This window comes from Foetidibacter luteolus (assembly GCF_009650435.1).
In the GTDB taxonomy this organism is placed as follows: Bacteria; Bacteroidota; Bacteroidia; order Chitinophagales; family Chitinophagaceae; genus Foetidibacter; species Foetidibacter luteolus.
In genome coordinates this window covers 74815-92854 of sequence record NZ_VVIP01000035.1, presented here as the reverse complement: position 1 = coordinate 92854, position 18040 = coordinate 74815, and the positions used below count along the sequence as shown (strand labels likewise).

Below are 18040 nucleotides of genomic sequence, written 5' to 3'. Positions count from 1 at the left end.
AGCATATAAATTTTATCAACGATAGCCGCATCATTTGCTGTAGCAAGTTTTGCTTTCATAAGAATGGATTTATATAATAAAAATAACCCTAAATAACAGTAACTGCACCCTACAGCACCTCCTCCAGCACAGGCAACACTCTGGGCTTGCAATTCTGTACATGCTCTGCTATGTGTTTAATATGGTCTGGCGTGGTGCCGCAGCAGCCGCCGACAATGTTTACAAAACCTTGTTCTGCCCATTCCTCTATAAAATGCGCTGTTTGTTCAGGCTGTTCATCATACTCACCCATTGCGTTGGGCAAGCCGGCATTAGGATATGCCGACGTATAGCACTGCGCTATCTGCGACAATTCTTCAATGTGGCCCCTCATTTCCTGGGCGCCAAGGGCACAGTTAAGGCCAATGCTTAATGGCCGTGCATGCTTAACAGAAATATAAAAGGCCTCCAGCGTTTGTCCGCTAAGCGTTCTGCCACTGGCATCTGTAATGGTGCCGCTAATCATAACAGGCAACTCCTTTTGCTTAATATCCCGGAAATACTTTTTAACGGCATAAATAGCGCCTTTGGCATTCAGCGTATCAAAAATAGTTTCTACCAGCAGTATATCCACCCCGCCTTCGTGCAGGCCTTTTACCTGTTCATAATAGGCGTCAACAACTTCATCAAAAGTTACAGAACGAAAGCCAGGGTTATTTACATCAGGAGATAAACTGAGTGTTTTATTCAGCGGGCCTATAGCACCGGCAACAAACCTTGGCTTATCCGGGTTTTTAGCGGTGTATTCATCTGCCGCGGCCCTTGCACATTTGGCAGCGGCCACATTCAATTCGAAAGCCAGGCTTTGCATATCATAATCCGCCATTGCAATAGTGGTGCTGCTGAAAGTATTTGTTTCAATAATATCGGCGCCGGCTTCCAGGTATTCTTTATGTATGCCCGTAATAATATGCGGCTGGGTAATGCAAAGCAGGTCGTTATTTCCTTTTACATCAGAGTGCCAGTCTTTAAACCTTTCGCCGCGGTAATCTGCTTCTGTAAGTTTATGCCGCTGTATCATGGTGCCCATAGCGCCATCAATAATAAGTATACGTTCCTGTAAACATTGCTGTATGGTTTTCATGCCAAAAACTTTATGCGTTAACATTAACCCGCATGACCTAATTGCATAACGGCCGTTACTGCTTAAGGCGGGCTTCATAAATATTCTGAATTAATACAACGTGAGGAGAAACGGGTGGGTGGTTTCTTTAACGTTTATTAGTTCAGATTTTTAACAGGCTGAACAATAAACAAATCCGCCTGTGGCTGCAAAAGTAGTGGAATTGATTGAAACTACAATAAACCGTGCCGTGGCACGGTTTATAAGAAAAAGAATAGGTATGGGCCGGGCAGAAGGAACATGTATGAGGCATCGTTGCGTCGCACTCTTGTACGTTCTGTTCTCTATGCGGCAGTGGGCATCGCGTTTTGACTGGCCGGCAGCGTGCCAATGGGGCATTCCTCACAATCCGAACTCATTAGACTTTGAGCCAGGAACATTGACCTGTTACAACCTGCCGCACAATGCTGAGTAGCGTACAAGGCGTACAAGTGAGTGACACAACCAAAGCCTCATAGCAGCAATGCTGCCGGGATCATAATTGTCTTTGCTTTTTACAAAGCCGCAGGCTTTGGCTTTTTAATGGTAAACACCCTTGATACGTTAAACCCAAAGTGGATATCGCCTTTGCCCCAGCGGCCGGTGGTTTCGGTAATAACAGTACGTTCCGTCATACCCGTGGAGTTGGTAAAATGCAACTGGAAAACGTGGCCTGCGGTAACAATGTCAAACCCTATGGACAGCGCATTGTAGGCGCCTTCAATCTTATTGCCGGGTAACTGGTAATAATACTCCGCATTAAGACTGAAACGTTTGCTTAGTTTAATGCGTGTACCGGCGCCAACAGAAAAGAAATTGTTGTTAAGGTTAGCCGCGGGTACCATGTTGTAATGAATCATGGTTGGCATCAATTGCAACGAAAAAGCTTCGCTGAACTTCCTGGCAAGCAACACCTGGTAGGCATAGTAGTAGCGGTCAGTATTTTTAGACTTTACACCTTCCTGGTCTTTGAGTGTTTTGATGATCATTGACGCTACCAGCGTAACAGAAAGAGGCATGCTTTTTTTGCCCTCTGACTGGTGCAGTAAACGATACTTTACAAACCCATCGTATTGCTTTTCAAAAGTGCTGCGGCCCAGGCCGGCGGTAAACCTGTCAGTAAATCCATAATCAAAACTCATGCGCATGGAGGCATTGTCTAAACCGAACAAGTCGTAAATGCCCTGGTTTAATGTGCCAAAACGATGAGATATCCTGAAGTCTAAAACACCGGCCTGTGTGGTTTCTACGGTATGCCCATCAATCAACCTGGTGGATAGAAAAGTATCATCGGTAAGCTTTACAGAAGTGTCTTTTTTCTGCGTGGTTTCGTCCAGCATTTTATCCAGGTCTACATCCTGTGCCAACGCCTGGGAAAAAATAAGAAAAGAAAAAACAAGTGTGCTTATAAACAGCTTCATATTGGTAAAATTTGATAGTATATTAGTGTGCCGGCCAATAAATGCTACCGCTTATCGTAGCTGCATTTAATGGTTACCTGTATTTGCTCTGCAATTTTTTTCTGTACAAAAGATTCGCCCAATATATTGTAGTCTTTACGTAACACGTTAAACACCGCATCGGCGGAAACAGCTCCGGACTTAACAGTTATACTGCCATTTACAGTAACAGGCTTTGTTACATCCTTAATGGTAAGGTTGCCCTCTACGGTAACTTTGTACACGCCATCTTTCGAAAAATCCACAGTTGAAATATTGGTAACCTTACCTTTAAAACCTGCTCTAGGGTATTTCTCTGAATCCATGTAAGAGGCGTTATTGAAATGCTCTTCCATAGCTGTTTTTTTAAAGTGGAAACTCTTGATGGCCACTTTAAACTCAAAGTCTCCGGTGGCACTGTTTAACACACTGGCAACTTCGTTGTTGCTGGCGTTAATATCTTCCAGTGCTGTATGAGAATAAAAGCTGATAAGGCCATTACGGGTAATATAAAGTTGGGAAAACGCGGTTTGTAATGACAGCAGCAGTATAAATAGCAATTGTATTTTTTTCATGTGCAGGAATTTTTAATTAGTTGTTTTGAGCGCCCCTGTTAATCCATGCCCTGAATTTGTTGATGTCGCAATCTGAAAGTTTGCCACCGCCAAATGGCATAGGCGTTGCGCTGCCGGTATGCGTAATGGCCGAAAGCAAAGTGCCATTTAATGCCAGGGTTCTTATGGTGGTATAGTTTTCAAGCTGTATGCCTGCCCCACCCGATGCGGTACCCCCATGGCAACCCAGGCAGTTAGATGATAAGATGGCATCTATTTCAACACTTAGCCTTACAGTAGCAGTATCGCATGATGGCGGCACTACTTCCGGTTTACTATTAGTACAGCTACTGTTTAGCAAAGTGATTAATAAGCCCAGTGGAAGAATGAGAAATACGATTCTTTTTTTCATGTTTCTTTATGCTTTATTGAACAATTACACCTTCGTTAATGATAACATCACTTAAAAATCCCGTACAAATACCCTTGAATGTGATAGTGCTGCCGTTTGCCAGTGTGCCTGGGTTTTCTTTAAATGTGCAGTTAACACCGTATAAAGGGTCATTGGTTTTTAAGTAAACTACTGTTTGGCCCGCATCGTTTTTTTTAACTTCCTGCACTTCGCCGGTTACCTGTATGGCTTTGTTGAGGTATAGCGTATTGGCCTTTGCTTCATCCGTACTAAAAGCCTCATAAATGGCCGTAGCTGTAATTTTTATGCCTTCTTCATCACGCACATCACGTCTTGGTTTATTCCACATGTAAAAGGCGTAGGCCGCACCCGCAATTATTACAACCCCCAGTGCCGTTAAAATTTTACGTTTCTTCATTGTTATTGTTTTATGCAAAGCTTCGCCTTGGGCATGCATAACGGCATGCCATAAGGCATAGGCATTACATTTTTTTGGAGGATACGTGTTTGGTTAAACGCTTCTCTAAGCGATAGTTGATTTTACCGGCTTAAATAAATTAGTCTTTATCAAACCGGCACAGCGGGCATTAAGCGGTTGCAAAAACATTAACGGCATGTAAGATTATACATCATCCATTAAAGTTCATATCACCAATACCGGTGATAGTACACTTACAACCATTTAACCTGCTGCCACATGTATTGCATGCAACTGTTGCCGCAGTTAACTGTTTCAGCTATAGGATACGGCAAACAATAAAACGGGGTTGCTTTAGAAATGAAAAAATAAAGTGCAGGGCTTGTGTACGATGATGGTTACGCCTTTACATATTGTTGTACAGGCAAGCGGTTGGCAAGGCTTCTGGCAAGTGTCATTTCATCGGCATACTCAAGCTCGCCGCCAAATGCTATACCCCTTGCAATGGTGGTTATTTTGCAGGGCAGATGTTGTATTTTCTTCTGGATATAATAGATGGTTGTATCGCCCTGTATATTTGGGCTTAAGGCAAAAATAATCTCTTCTGTCTGTTCTTTTTCAACACGGCTTACAAGTGGCTCAATAGAAAGCTGGCCGGGCCCGATGCCATCCAGTGGGGAAATTATCCCGCCCAGCACATGATAAGTTCCGTTAAATTGCTGTGTGCTTTCCACCGCTATTACATCACGTATGTTTTCCACAACACATATCAGCCGCTGATGCCGGAATGCATTGGCGCAAATAGAACATATATCGCCATCGCTGACATTAAAGCAACGCTGGCAGAATTTTATTTCGCTGCGCATTTTAGCAATGGTTTCACTAAAGTGGGTAACATCATTTACATCCTGCTTCAGCAAATGCAGCACCATACGCAAGGCAGTTTTTTTTCCTATGCCCGGCAGTTTCGCAAACTCGTTAACCGCGTTTTCAAGTAAGTTAGAAGGTAACTGCATCCGTTGCTTTATATTATTTATGAATTGAACAAAGGTAAGGCCAACAAGCTGGCAATGGTTACGGGGTTAGCGGGTTTCTGTTGTTTGCCGGGTTAAGGCAAGTATATCGGGATCATCCGCAAGGTTATTCATCTGCCTCAATATCCATTGGTGCTTCCAGCGCACAAACCTGCTTACAGGCTTAACAGTATACACTTTGGGGTTGGGCAGGCAAGCTATAATCATGGCTGCTTCAGCCCTGCTTAATTGGGTTGCAGGTTTGCCAAAATAGGTTTGCGCAGCGGCTTCGGCGCCAAATATTCCCGGGCCCATTTCAATAGTATTTAAGTACACTTCCAGTATGCGTTGCTTACCCCATATCCATTCAATCATCTTAGTGTAGTAGAATTCCGGCACTTTTCTAATGTACCGTAGAATTCCGTTGCCCTGCCACAAAAAAACATTCTTGGCAGTTTGCTGGCTAATAGTACTGGCGCCGGCGCCACGCTTCTTGTTTTTCTTTTTGGGGTTATCTGCCAGGCTTTTCTCCAAAGCTTTCCAGTCAAACCCGTCATGGTCGGGAAACAACTGGTCTTCACCCGCCATGGCTGCCAGTTTTATATTGGGCGATAGTTCGTCCCAGCTTACATAATCCCTTTTAAGGCCATAGCCAAACAGGTTAAAAAACTGTGTTAGTGTTATGGGCGGCATTACCCACTTGCACATGATTAAATACACATTAGATAAAATAAACAATATGATAAATACACGAACACATTTACGAAAAACACGCCTGAATAAAGATTTTGATTGCTTCTTTGCCATCTGGCCGGCAAGATAAAGAAAGTCGGTTAAGTCCGGAAAGACAGGGAAATTACAAAGTCAAAGAAGACGGAAAACATCGGGAATTTTTTGGTGACCAGCTTTGGTTTTGCATAGTCCCGAAACTTCGGGATTGCGTCGTCCCGAAACTTCGGGATTGCGTCGCACTACTTTCATCTTCCGGTTCTTTGTGGCAGCTTGCCCGCAGTATAGGGTTTGACTTTTTGCGCCCATCAACATAACGGCAGCTTCTGCTACTGCCTTACGATTTAGGGGCTTCGTTAAGCTTAATGTACTGCAGCCGGTATTTTTTTCCCAGCTTCCATACGGAGGGATGCGTAAGGTGCAGCAACGTGCCTATCCCAAAAACGCCGGCGGCTATACCCAGGTTACGCAGGTTGTTACCGCTGAACACTTCTTCATTTTTAGAAAGCCCGTTGATAATATTTAACGCCATATAACCGGCGCTGCCCACCTGCAGCAGCGTACCATTGGTAAATATTTCCGCTGATTGCGACTGTTTGGGCACGGCGATAATCTCGTTAATATGCACAGGAAAAACGTTCATCCAACTGGTATCTTCCACATAGTTACCCCAAATGGTGCCCAGCTTTCTTACCGCCATCATCTGTATAAGCAAAGAATCATTCCTGATGGCCTTAATATAGCCACCCATCCACTGATAGTTATTTAGCTGGAACTCTATGTAAGAGCCAGACATATAGTTTTTAATCGTCTTGTTCTTTTTTTTCAGGATCACAAAATCTTCCTGCGCATATACGGTTGAAAACAAAAGAATGAAGAATGAGAGCAGCAGCGGTTTTTGCATCAGATGTTTTGTTGTGCTAAAACTAAGCGGGATTGTTTAAAGGACAAGTTAAAAAGCTGCAATTGAAGAAGTGACCCGGTGCTATAATTTGCAGGGGCAGGTTGGCCAGAGTGATTATGCAGCATTAACCGCCGGAGGCGGTTTAAATTAATACCCGCTTAAATACCGCCCAGAGAACAGAACGATGAAAGGATTGCGACGCAACGATGCTCCCATAAAATACTATCGCCGGTACCATAAAAAATACATGCGATGCAGGTATCAATGCATTTTATCAACATAATTAATAATGCCCCAGGCCAGGGCGATACCAAAACCAATGAAGATTAACCCGGAAATTCTGTTGATGATATGGATATTGTGAACAGTTAATTTGGGCCTTATTTTGTTGGCCAGCAAAACCTTTAATATGTCTGCGCCAATGTTAAACAGTATGCAGGTGGCAAACACGATAAACCTGTAACGGTTGGGGAACTGTTCCGTTTTTGAGTCGGCCATAATGGTGGCAGAGGCTGCCAGCCAAAAAACCAGGGCGCCGGGGTTAAGGGCATTCATTAAAAAGCCGGATGCAAATATGCCGGCCATGTCTCTCTTGCGAAAGGTTTTTACCAAACTCCTGCCTTCATCGCTCACCTCAGCCTTTTTAAAGAAAAAATAGTACACGCCAAGCGCTACCAGAAAAATGCTGCCCGATATACCAATCACTTTTTCATGATCCATAATGGATTGAAAAAGCGATGTAAACAGGTTGGCAATAAGTATTACCGCAATATCGCTGGCGGCAACCCCGCTTATAAAAATGTAGCCACCCTTATGCCCATTATTAATGCTTTGTTTGATAATGGAAAATATAACAGGCCCAACAGAAATGCCCAGCAATATACCCAGTGTAAGCCCTTTTATAATTGCAGCAACCATTCTTTGCTTTTAATGGTGAATGTTTTGCAAGATAAACGAAAATATATTGTTTGACCGCATGGCCAACATGTTAAAACACCCTGCATCTACAGCGGTTCCATAGCTAATACTGCATTCTCAATTCCATTAATCCATAACTTGTGTTTTGATTAAACAGAACCTGATGAAAAAATTGTTTGGCCTTCTTATTTGTTGCGGATTAAGCGCTTTGCTGTTTTCTCAGCCTTTTGTAAAACAAACACCTGAAGCGGTTGCCTGGGTTGACAGTGTATTTAATACGCTGAATAAAAACCAAAAAATTGCCCAGTTAATGATTATCCGTGCCCATAGCAACCTGGGCGATGACCATGTTAAAAAAGTTACGCGGCTTATCAAAAAATACCATGTTGGCGGTTTGTGTTTCTTCCAGGGCGGGCCGGTACGGCAGGCCAACCTTACCAATTTTTACCAGGGCATTTCTAAGGTTCCGCTAATGATTACCATTGATGGGGAGTGGGGCCTGGGCATGCGGCTGGATAGTGTAATAAGCTTTCCGCGCCAATTGATGATGGGCGCCGTACAGGATGCGCAATTGGTATATGAGTTTGGCAAAGCTGTAGGCGCCCAGTGCAAAAGATTGGGCATTCATGTAAATTTTGCGCCGGATGTAGATGTAAATAACAATCCTGCCAACCCTGTAATCAACGACAGGAGTTTTGGTGAAGACAAATACAAAGTAGCATTATTCGGCGTTGAGTATATGAAGGGCTTACAGGAGCAGGGCGTGCTGGCCTGTGCCAAACATTTTCCCGGCCATGGCGATGTAGCCGTGGATTCTCATTTTGATTTGCCGGTGATCAATAAATCAAGGGCCCAACTGGATTCGCTGGAATTATACCCGTTTGTTGAGCTAATTAAAGCCGGCGTGGGCAGCGTTATGAATGCGCACCTGTATGTTACGGTTATTGATACTACGCAAAACCTGGCAACCTCTATTTCGCAGAAAAATGTAACAGGCTTACTAAAGGATGAGCTGGGTTTTAAGGGCCTTACTTTTACCGATGCGCTGGAGATGAAGGGCGTTACCAAATTTTACCCCGGCGGGCAAATTTCGCTGCAGTCTTTAATTGCCGGTAACGATATGCTGTGCCTGCCCGATGATATTGAAGGCAGCCTAAAACTGGTAAAGCAGGCCATAAAAGCAGGCAGGCTGCAATGGGATGATATTGATGCAAGGGTAAAAAAGGTATTGCTTTACAAGTATAGCCTTGGCTTACATAACAAACAATACGTGGAAACAAAGGGGCTTACAGAAGAACTGAACAGCCAAACCATTAACATAAAAACCCAACTGGCCAATAATGCCATTACGCTGTTAAGCAATGCAGACAAAACCATTGTTCCTTTAACCAAAACTAAAAAGGTTGCCTTTGTTGGTGTTGGGCTAAGCCTGGCCAACAGTTTTGCCAGCCTGATAAAAAATACTTTCAATGCAGATATATACCTGTGCGACTACAAAGATGGCAGCGACAGGGCACAACAAATTTTAAGCGCCGTTACAGGCAAATACGATGTTATTGTTACAGGAGTTCACGCCTACAGCAGGCGGCCTGCCAATAACTACGGCATTAGTGCTGCGGCAAAGCAATTGATAAACGGGCTGCAGCAGCAAAAGGGCAGCGTAGTGCTTGCCTTTGGTAACCCTTACGCCATCAGTAATTTTTGTGAAGCGCCTAATTTGTTTGCCTGTTACGAAGATGACGCCATTGTTCACCAGGCGGCTTTTGATGTACTAACCGGCAAGCTGAGTGCTTTAGGCAAATTACCGGTTACAGTTTGCGGTAATCTTAAGTTTGGCGCCGGCATTGCGTACAACTATTACTTTCCTTATACACAACCGGCAAACGTTGGTATGGATGCGGCTAAACTTGCCGTTATAGATTCAATTGCCAACAATGCCATTTTTGAAAGGGCTACCCCGGGCTGCGTGGTGCTGGTAGCTAAAGATGGTAAGGTTGTTTTTGAAAAAGCTTACGGCTACATGACTTACGACAGCCTGCAGCCAATTTCTCTCTCTACCCTGTACGATCTTGCCAGTGTTACCAAAATAAGCGCAACCACGGTTAGTGTAATGAAGCTGTATGAGGAAGGTAAATTAGACATCAACAAAACACTTGGCGATTACCTGCCGTGGGTACGCGGCACCAATAAACAAAACCTGCTGTTAAAAAACATACTGTTGCACCAGGCGGGCCTGGTTGCTTTCATACCCTTTTATAAAGAAACCATTGAAGTAAGCGGCATACCTAAGCCCGGCTTCTACGATTCTACCGCAACCGACAGTTTTTCAATTCCCGTTGCGCAACAAATGTATATGCGCAATGCCTGGCAGGATACTATTTACCAGCGCATACTTCAAAGCCCTGTGCTTGCCGAAGAAAAATATATTTACAGCGATAACGACTTCATCTTCCTGGGTAAAATTGTTGAACAGGTAACCGGCAAAAGCCTTGCCGCTTACACCAGGGAAACCTTCTACCAGCCACTGCGCATGGCCAGCACCACTTTTAACCCTTTGCAGCATATACCAGCCAGCAACATAGCCCCAACAGAAAGGGAAAAATACTTCAGGCTGCAGCAGATACAGGGTTATGTACACGACCCCGGGGCGGCCATGTTCGGGGGCATTGCCGGTCATGCCGGCCTTTTCAGCAATGCTTACGACCTTGCCCAGCTTTACCAGTTACTGCTAAATGGCGGAGCGCTTAACGGCATAAGGCTGCTGAAAAAAGAAACCATTGATTTCTTTACCGGTTACCACAGCAACATCAGCCGCCGCGGCCTGGGCTTCGATAAGCCGGAAAAAGACAACGCCACCCGCAAAGACCATTATCCCGCCAGCTTTGTATCCCCGCAAACTTTTGGCCATACAGGGTTCACAGGCACCTGCGTTTGGGCAGACCCCCGTTACAACCTGTTGTACATATTTCTTTCCAACCGCGTTTACCCAACCGGCGGCGATAACCTGCGCCTTGGCCGTTTAAACGTACGCTCCAATATACAGGATGCCATTTACCGGTCTTTTCTTACAACCGATCAGTTGATAACGCAAACTTTAAATTAGATTTTTAAACACAGCTACAGCATGCGCTGTTAGGTTTTTTGGGGGTGCCCCCAAGCTATCGCAAGGGGTCGGGCTTTCCGCTCATACTCCGGCACAGAAGCCCTGCTGCAATGGCCTCACCGGGGTATCCGCTTCAATCCCTCACCCGAAAGACAGTTACCGGTTACCGGTTGCAGGTTACCGGTCTGTTGAAGTGTAAACGGTTACTGGTTACAAGTTGCAGGTTACTGGTCTGTTATTGAATTTGGTGGAGTTTGTGTTCCGTCGAAACAGTTTGGCGGCAGCCGCTTAAACAACGTATGGTACGCACCAACACTTCACCACATGAAAAACCCGCCTAATCCTAACCGAAATTTGCCTTTTATAGATAAATGACGCAGCTTTTAAACTAAAAAATTACTTTCGCCTTTCATTCAAAGAACTACAATCAACATTTATGAAGTTATCCTTAAAAACACTGCTCCTGCTGGTTATAGTGGCGGCAGTATTCGCATCCTGTAAAAAATCAGTGCCCAAACAGGCCAAATTCATACCAAAAGATGCCACTTACGTTATTTCGTTAAGCCCACGCAACCTTGCGGAAAAGCTGGCTAAAAGCAACTTTAAACTTGATTCTGTACTCGCCTTCCCTACAGAAGGGCTGAACGATTCCAGCCTGTCTAAGTTTAAAAACATGGCTACAGATATAAAAGATGCAGGTATTGACTTTAAGGAAGATCTGTATGCCTTTGTTAAAACCGGCGGCTCTATGATGGGCGGCCAAACCGTTTCTTTCGCATTGATAGGTATAACTGCCGATGCATCAAAATTTGAAGCTTTCGTAAAAAAGCATGCACCACAGGCTACCATAAAAAAAGACGCTAAATATTCTTATGCAGCCCTGGGTGATGATTTTGTTGCCGGCTGGAACAGTGATGTAATCATCATTTCAGCGGTAACTGGCGGCAAAGATTCCCCGGGCACTTATTCTACAGGTGAAGGCACACTATCCCAGTTGCAGCTAACAAAACTGTACGAACTGAAGGAAGCAGAATCCGTAGCCGCTATTGCGGAGTACAGGGAGCTGGCAAAAGAAAAAGCGGATGCAACCATGTGGTCTAATTACTCATCTGTTATTGAAACAGTGCCGATGATTGGCATGACCAAAGCCGCCGATTTATTGAAAGAATATTACCAGGCAAGCACTTTTAATTTTGAAGATGGTAAAATAGTCGGCGCGGGCAAAGCTTACAACAGCAAAGCGCTGGAAGAAATTTTAAAGAAACACGAAAACAAAACCGTGGACATGGATATGGTAACAAAGTACCCATCCAACGCCATTGACGGTTTTATGGCTTTCTCTTTCGACATGGGCATACTGGCAGACATACTCAAGTTTTCCGGTTTTGAAGGCCAGGCTAACCAGTTTCTCGGCCAGTTAGGTATTACCGCCGAGGATATTACAAAAGCCATCAAAGGCGATTTTGCGGTGATTGTTTCAGACTTTTCCGTTGTTGAGAAAGAAAACCCTTACTACCCGGCAGCTAAATCTAAAGAGCCGGAAGTAAAAGTAATTTTCAACACCAAAGTGGGCGATAAAGCTTCTTTTGAAAAAGTGATGAATGCTTTTGCCGGAAAAGGCATGGTAGAAAAAACAGGCAACGGTTACGCGTTAAAAGGTGTGCCTCCCGGCGTAGCACTGTCTATTGATGACAAAAACATTATTTATTCAACAGACAGCACCCTGCTGCAACAATACAAAGCGGGAAGCGGCAAAGCTACTTTACCGGATGATGTTAAATCTGGCAGTGGCAAATACATGAACATGTATTTTGATATAGCCCGCATTCTGCAAGGTGTTCCTGTTGATTCTGCAATGGGCGAAGATGGTAAAGCAGTACTGGATAAGGCAAAAGCTACTTTTAAAGATGTTAAAGCAACATCGGAGCATGTTAGCGACAAAGTTTCTGCCAGCCTTGTTGAAATAAGAATGGTGGACGAAAAAAAGAACAGCCTGGCTGCGCTGGCCGAATTCTTTACTGAAGTGGCGAAAGTTGCCAAAAAGCACATGAAGACGGATGGCATAGAACCCCCGGTTATTGTGCCTGATTCGTCTCTTGTTCCGCCACCCCCTCCGGCGGCTGAGTAATAAAAATTTAACAAAGTCCCGCCAGCGGGACTTTTTCTTTTTCCTGAGCTTATACCTATTTTCATTCTTTGCCGGCAGTAAATACGGTTATTTGCCAATTGCTTTGCTGACATTGCCGGAAACGGGACGACGCCCATTGATATACAGATGAACGGATTGCCAGCCAGCTTTGTTATTTTATTTTGGCGCTGGCGAACCTCCTTCGTCGGTTTGCGACGCAAGGAACGATGCCATGAAATGCCGCAGCCAGTATCGTAAAAATTGCGGCATTCATTGAGGCCATAATAAAATAACAAATAACCGAAATAAAACTATCGCTGGTATCTAAAAGAATCGCAGGGCAATTGCACTTCGTACATCTAACTGAGTACATAACATGACGATTAATTTAAACAACATTGTGCCCATACCGTTGAAAGAAAAGTTTTCTCAACGCGGCTCTGATGTATGGAACAGGAATGTAACCCTTGAAAAAGGGGAATGGATTAAGATAAAAGCGCCCAGCGGTACAGGCAAAACAACGCTGGTACATACCCTGTATAAATTGCGGGATGATTACCAGGGAACAGTAGTGTGGAATGGCAAAGAGCTGCGGGGTATTTCTGATGATAACCTGGCTTTAATGCGGCAGCAAAACATCAGCATTATTTTCCAGGACCTGCGGTTGTTTCAACAGCTTACCGCAAGGGAAAACATTGAGCTTAACCGGCTGTTGCAACAACCTTACTACGAAGCAGGTAAAATTGCGGAAATGGCTGAAGAATTGCAGGTGACGCACATTTTAAACCAACGTGCCGGCCTGTGCAGCTATGGTGAGCAGCAACGTATTGCCATTATACGCTCTCTGATGCAGCCGTTTGACTGGCTGCTGATGGATGAACCGTTTAGCCACCTGGATAAAAATAATACTGCCAAAGCTGCCGCCCTTATTGCCAGGGAATGCAAGGCGAGAAACGCCGGTTTTATACTAACAGACCTGGATGAAGATGAACATTTTACCTATAGCAGATATATGAACCTGTAGCAAGGGGCAAATGCATTAGCCCATTGACTTATTGACCTTTTGACTCATTGACTTTATGACCACATTAAACAGCTTACTAAAAAAACTGATTAAAGCCAGCGCCGGGCGCAGCCGTTTTATAATGGCCGTGGTTGGCTTATCTGTTGCCCTGTTGCTGATATTAAGCGCTGTACAGATACAGATGAATTACAATGACCTGCTGAACAGTAAAACCAACCAGGACAGCATTGCCAACTTTTTAGTGATTAATAAAACAGTCACATCCAGCAATGTTGGCGAAACAGCTTTAACACCCGCGGAAATTGATGACCTGAAAAAGCAACCGTTTGTAGATGATGTGGGCATACTTACAGCCAGCAGGTATAAGCTGAGCGCCCAGGGCGTAAGCGACCAGATACCTTTTTATACCGAACTGTTTTTTGAAAGCGTGCCCGATGCTTTTTTAGACGTAACCAATAAGGACTGGCAGTGGAACCAGGACAGCAAGTTTATACCCATGATTATACCCAACATGTTTTTAGACATGTACAATTTTGGGTTTGCCACATCTCAAAACCTGCCGCAGTTATCGCAGGAACTGGTAATGAACCTGCCTGTTCAGATTAACATTAGAACCACGCTTGGCACAGTAAACTATTACGGCAAAGTGGTAGGCTTTAGCGACAGGATTTCGTCTGTACTGGTGCCCCAGAATTTTATGGACTGGGCCAACGAAAAATACGGTGAGCAAGGTAAAAAGCAGCCATCCCGTGTGGTAATACGCACAAGGGATGCCGGCAACCCACAACTGGTTAGTTATCTTACACAACACAACCTTACTACCGATGCGGATAAAACCCGCTTTAGCAAATACCGGCAAATAGTTACGGGTGTGGTAAATGTATCCTGGGTAACCGGCGCGGTAATGCTGCTGTTTGCCCTGCTGATATTCACTTTGTTTATTCAGCTCACCATCGCATCCTGCAAAGAAGAAATTGTGTTGCTGGTAACACTTGGCGCTGCACCTAAACAACTGCAACGGTTTTTAATGAAGCAATTCTTTCCACCCAACATTGTAATTGTAGTGGTTGTACTGCTGGTAATAAGCATGCTGCAGTTTGTATTAAAGCAGTTACTGGATAAACAGAATATTTATGTAAACGGCTTAATTTCTCCGTACACCATTGCGGCAGGCGTTGTAATACTTACAGTGCTCTACCTGGTTAACAGGTTTAGCATTAAAAAATACATTTACCAGGATAAGTAAGTTTAAAATTACTCTTCTTCGTCCTGCACCATAAATTCTTCTTTTTCTACAGGGGGCATGGTGCCTGCCAATTCGTTAATCAGTTCCGCGGCAAGGGCTGTCCAGCCGGTTTGGTGTGCGGCGCCAAGCCCGGTACCGCTGTCACCGTGAAAGTATTCGTAAAACAGTACCAGGTGCTCATTACCCGGCTCTTTATAAAACCAGTTGTAAACACCATTGCTTTTGCGGTTGCCATCCCTATCCTGCTCAAAAAGGCTTACCACCCGTTTGGCCAGTTCCAGCGCCACTTCTTTCAGGTTCATGTACTGACCGGAGCCGGTGGGGTATTCAACGCTCAGGTTATCGTCATAAAACTCGCCATACTTTTTAATGGACTGTATAATCAGGAAGTTAATGGGTATCCATACAGGGCCACGCCAGTTACTGTTGCCGCCAAAGAAGTTGGAAGTAGAATCCCCCGGGTCGTATTGAATGGTATAATCCGTACCATCTATCTTAACGGTATAAGGATTTTTTTCGTGGTACTTGGATAACGCCCTTATTCCTCCTTCAGATAAAAATTCACTCTCACTAAGTATGCGCTGCAGCAAAGCAATCAGCCTTTCCTTGGGTATCAGCGACAGCAGCAGTTTTTCTTCCTCCGCCTTTTCTTCATTAGGCCAAAACCTGTTATTGCTGATGCGGTAGTTTTCAAACCAGCTAAAGCGTTTCTGAAAATCTTCCAGCTTCTGAAACACTTTCTTGTCTATTACGGAAACGGCAAACAAAGATGTTAACCCCACAATAGAATGTATCCTTAGCTGTATAGGTTCATGGCCTGCTATGGCAAGTGTATCGTAGTAAAACTTGTCCTCATCATTCCACATGCCCAACTCATTCAAGCCTTCGGCTATCAGTACAAAATGCTCAAAAAATTTGGTGGCGGCATCTTCAAACGATGGGTCCTGCAATGCAATTTCTATGGCCATATCCATCAGGTTAAGCGCATACATACCCATCCAGCTTGTACCATCGGCCTGCTCCAGCTCCATCTGGCCATGCAAAGGCATGCTGCGGTTAAATACACCAATGTTATCAAGGCCAAGAAAGCCGCCTTCAAAAATGTTGTTTCCGTTGGAGTCTTTACGGTGTATCCACCAGGTAAAATTGATAATGAGTTTCTGGAAAATACGTTTCAGAAAAACAATGTCTCCCTTTCCTGTTTTTTCCTTTTCAATATTGTACACCTGCAGCGCAGCCCATGCATGTACGGGAGGGTTCACATCGCCAAAGTTCCATTCGTAAGCAGGTATCTGCCCATCCGGTTTCATGTACCATTCCCGCATAATCAGTATAAGTTGGTTCTTGGCGAACACAGGGTCAACCAGCGCCATAGATATGCAGTGAAAGCCGAGGTCCCAGGCAGCGTACCAGGGGTATTCCCATTTATCGGGCATCAGTATAATGTCCTGGTTTTTCAGGTGCTGCCAATCGTGGTTACGGCCCCGGCGGCGTTCCTCGGTAACAGGCGAAATACCATCAGAAGTAGAAATCCACCGTTCAATATCAAAATGGTAATACTGTTTGCTCCACAGCAAACCGGCGAGCGCCTGTCGCTGTATGCGCTTCCAGTCTTCCGATACGTTCTGCGGCAGCACTTCATCATAAAAAGCATCCGCTTCCTGCTTGCGTGTAGCAAAAACCTGGTCAAAGCCTTTGGCAAAAGGTGCATCCAGCAATACATCGCTCAGGCGCACATAAATAGTTTTGGTAGCCCCGCCGGCAATTTTATATTTATACACCGGGGCAAACTTGGTGCCTTCGGTTTTCTCCCGCAGTTCATCCACCCGCTTGTTGTGTATTACCGCGTCGTTAAAAGCATCTTTAACAAAAGGCGTTTCATTAGGCTTGTTAAACAGCTTTTCAAAATTGGTTTCATTCTCGGTAAAGAATGCCTCCGAAGGTTTTTGGTAATAAAAATAGTACGTGCCCAGCCTTTCATGAATAGCTTTTACCGTGCCATCCTTTATCTTTTTAAGTACCGGTTTTTTATCCAGGCCACCATAAGCCCAGCGGTTGTAAAACCAAAGTGTAGGCAATACCGTTATAGGGGCTGCATTCTTGCCACGGTTGGTAATATCAATTTTTATGGCAATATCACGCTTGCTGTACTTGGCATAGGTAATGGTAACATCAAAATATTTGCCCTCGTTAAATACACCGGTGTCCAGTATTTCAAACTCAGGCTCCAGCTTACTGCGGTGGCGGTTTTTTTCTACCAGTTCCTCGTAAGGAAAAGCAGCCTGCGGGTATTTATACAGAAACTGCATGTAGTAGTGCGATGGTATATTGTCAAGATAGTAATACAGTTCTTTTACATCCTCTCCATGGTTGCCTTCATAATTACCAAGACCGTATAACCGCTCTTTCAAAATTTTATCCTTACCATTCCAAAGCGAAACCGAAAAACAAAGATTTTGAAAAAAATCAGAGATGCCGCCAAGGCCATCCTCGCCCCAGCGGTAAGCCCTTGCGTGGGAGTGGCTGAAAGGAAAATAATTCCAGGCGTCGCTATTGCTGCTGTAGTCTTCTCTCACGGTGCCCCACTGCCTTTCAGACAAATAAGGGCCCCACTGTTCTAAAGGTATCTTTTTAGATGCATTAACTTTTAAACGCTGCTGCTCTGCTGTCATCATTCGTGTAAATTTTTTATGCCGGATAACGGCTGCCTGTCTATTGCCCAATTACAAAGAGCCCAGTTTAATGCAACAGCTATCCATGCAGTATTAATAATTCCGGCATTACATCATGGTTAGTAACGTAATGTTTATGGCAGGCGAAGATGAATAAAAGTACAATTAATTTAAAAAGAGCCGTGGAAAGGTATTTGCATACCTTTTAACATAAGACTTTTTTGGGTACCAGCGATAGTAGTTTATGGCAGCATCGTTGCGTCGCAATCCGTTCATCGTCCGGTTCATTTGGCGGCTTTTCAGACCCGGGTAGAATGTGGTGCGTGATGACACGCAACA

At 44.4% G+C, this 18040-nt stretch carries 14 protein-coding genes; 4 read left to right on the top strand and 10 right to left on the bottom strand.

Going from position 1 to position 18040, the window contains the following annotated elements; all coding sequences use genetic code 11:
- Positions 1-109: 109 nt before the first annotated feature.
- The 9 genes from F0364_RS09830 to F0364_RS09790 all read right to left on the bottom strand — a co-directional run bounded on the left by F0364_RS09830 (position 110) and on the right by F0364_RS09790 (position 7528).
- Positions 110-1123, bottom strand: coding sequence for a homocysteine S-methyltransferase family protein (locus F0364_RS09830; RefSeq protein WP_153797602.1), 1014 nt, complete (start codon positions 1121-1123; stop codon positions 110-112).
- 533 nt (positions 1124-1656) lie between these two features.
- Positions 1657-2562 (bottom strand): DUF5777 family beta-barrel protein, encoded by a 906-nt coding sequence (locus F0364_RS09825; RefSeq protein ID WP_153797601.1) that lies wholly within the window; start codon positions 2560-2562, stop codon positions 1657-1659.
- 44 nt (positions 2563-2606) lie between these two features.
- Positions 2607-3155, bottom strand: a complete 549-nt coding sequence (locus F0364_RS09820) for a YceI family protein (protein ID WP_153797600.1) — start codon at positions 3153-3155, stop codon at positions 2607-2609.
- A gap of 16 nt (positions 3156-3171) precedes the next feature.
- The gene (locus F0364_RS09815; RefSeq protein ID WP_153797599.1) at positions 3172-3546 is read right to left on the bottom strand and encodes a c-type cytochrome; all 375 of its coding nucleotides are present in this window, start codon (positions 3544-3546) and stop codon (positions 3172-3174) included.
- Between the two features lie 13 nt (positions 3547-3559).
- A complete protein-coding gene (locus F0364_RS09810; protein WP_207632597.1) occupies positions 3560-3964 on the bottom strand; it encodes an OB-fold protein in 405 nt (134 codons plus the stop codon).
- A 398-nt stretch (positions 3965-4362) separates the two neighbouring features.
- Positions 4363-4980, bottom strand: coding sequence for a recombination mediator RecR (gene recR / locus F0364_RS09805; protein ID WP_153797597.1), 618 nt, complete (start codon positions 4978-4980; stop codon positions 4363-4365).
- Between the two features lie 66 nt (positions 4981-5046).
- The gene (mtgA, locus tag F0364_RS09800; RefSeq protein WP_153797596.1) at positions 5047-5784 is read right to left on the bottom strand and encodes a monofunctional biosynthetic peptidoglycan transglycosylase; all 738 of its coding nucleotides are present in this window, start codon (positions 5782-5784) and stop codon (positions 5047-5049) included.
- 259 nt (positions 5785-6043) lie between these two features.
- Positions 6044-6610: a hypothetical protein gene (locus F0364_RS09795; protein ID WP_153797595.1), complete on the bottom strand. Its 567-nt coding sequence runs from the start codon at positions 6608-6610 to the stop codon at positions 6044-6046.
- A 261-nt stretch (positions 6611-6871) separates the two neighbouring features.
- On the bottom strand, positions 6872-7528 hold the full coding sequence (locus F0364_RS09790) for a LysE family translocator (RefSeq protein ID WP_153797594.1): 657 nt from the start codon (positions 7526-7528) through the stop codon (positions 6872-6874).
- A 163-nt stretch (positions 7529-7691) separates the two neighbouring features.
- On the opposite strand from F0364_RS09790, the gene F0364_RS09785 reads away from it, so the two are divergent.
- From F0364_RS09785 to F0364_RS09770, 4 genes are all read left to right on the top strand, one after another.
- Positions 7692-10631, top strand: a complete 2940-nt coding sequence (locus F0364_RS09785) for a serine hydrolase domain-containing protein (RefSeq protein ID WP_153797593.1) — start codon at positions 7692-7694, stop codon at positions 10629-10631.
- A gap of 436 nt (positions 10632-11067) precedes the next feature.
- On the top strand, positions 11068-12759 hold the full coding sequence (locus F0364_RS09780) for a DUF4836 family protein (protein WP_153797592.1): 1692 nt from the start codon (positions 11068-11070) through the stop codon (positions 12757-12759).
- A 376-nt stretch (positions 12760-13135) separates the two neighbouring features.
- Entirely contained in the window at positions 13136-13783 is a 648-nt protein-coding gene (locus F0364_RS09775; protein ID WP_153797591.1) for an ATP-binding cassette domain-containing protein, read from the top strand.
- Between the two features lie 55 nt (positions 13784-13838).
- The gene (locus F0364_RS09770; RefSeq protein WP_153797590.1) at positions 13839-15029 is read left to right on the top strand and encodes a transporter; all 1191 of its coding nucleotides are present in this window, start codon (positions 13839-13841) and stop codon (positions 15027-15029) included.
- 8 nt (positions 15030-15037) lie between these two features.
- Here F0364_RS09770 and F0364_RS09765 read toward each other — a convergent pair whose 3' ends face one another.
- Positions 15038-17704, bottom strand: coding sequence for an MGH1-like glycoside hydrolase domain-containing protein (locus F0364_RS09765; protein WP_306452326.1), 2667 nt, complete (start codon positions 17702-17704; stop codon positions 15038-15040).
- Positions 17705-18040 lie beyond the last annotated feature (336 nt).

Bases quoted from the DNA above. Each gene is read 5' to 3' on its own strand.
- F0364_RS09830 (WP_153797602.1), bottom strand. From the start codon at position 1,123: ATGAAAACCATACAGCAATGTTTACAGGAACGTATACTTATTATTGAT.
- F0364_RS09795 (WP_153797595.1), bottom strand. From the start codon at position 6,610: ATGCAAAAACCGCTGCTGCTCTCATTCTTCATTCTTTTGTTTTCAACC.
- F0364_RS09810 (WP_207632597.1), bottom strand. From the start codon at position 3,964: ATGAAGAAACGTAAAATTTTAACGGCACTGGGGGTTGTAATAATTGCG.
- F0364_RS09820 (WP_153797600.1), bottom strand. From the start codon at position 3,155: ATGAAAAAAATACAATTGCTATTTATACTGCTGCTGTCATTACAAACC.
- F0364_RS09790 (WP_153797594.1), bottom strand. From the start codon at position 7,528: ATGGTTGCTGCAATTATAAAAGGGCTTACACTGGGTATATTGCTGGGC.
- F0364_RS09785 (WP_153797593.1), top strand. From the start codon at position 7,692: ATGAAAAAATTGTTTGGCCTTCTTATTTGTTGCGGATTAAGCGCTTTG.
- F0364_RS09775 (WP_153797591.1), top strand. From the start codon at position 13,136: ATGACGATTAATTTAAACAACATTGTGCCCATACCGTTGAAAGAAAAG.
- F0364_RS09825 (WP_153797601.1), bottom strand. From the start codon at position 2,562: ATGAAGCTGTTTATAAGCACACTTGTTTTTTCTTTTCTTATTTTTTCC.
- F0364_RS09815 (WP_153797599.1), bottom strand. From the start codon at position 3,546: ATGAAAAAAAGAATCGTATTTCTCATTCTTCCACTGGGCTTATTAATC.
- F0364_RS09765 (WP_306452326.1), bottom strand. From the start codon at position 17,704: ATGATGACAGCAGAGCAGCAGCGTTTAAAAGTTAATGCATCTAAAAAG.
- F0364_RS09770 (WP_153797590.1), top strand. From the start codon at position 13,839: ATGACCACATTAAACAGCTTACTAAAAAAACTGATTAAAGCCAGCGCC.
- mtgA (WP_153797596.1), bottom strand. From the start codon at position 5,784: ATGGCAAAGAAGCAATCAAAATCTTTATTCAGGCGTGTTTTTCGTAAA.
- recR (WP_153797597.1), bottom strand. From the start codon at position 4,980: ATGCAGTTACCTTCTAACTTACTTGAAAACGCGGTTAACGAGTTTGCG.
- F0364_RS09780 (WP_153797592.1), top strand. From the start codon at position 11,068: ATGAAGTTATCCTTAAAAACACTGCTCCTGCTGGTTATAGTGGCGGCA.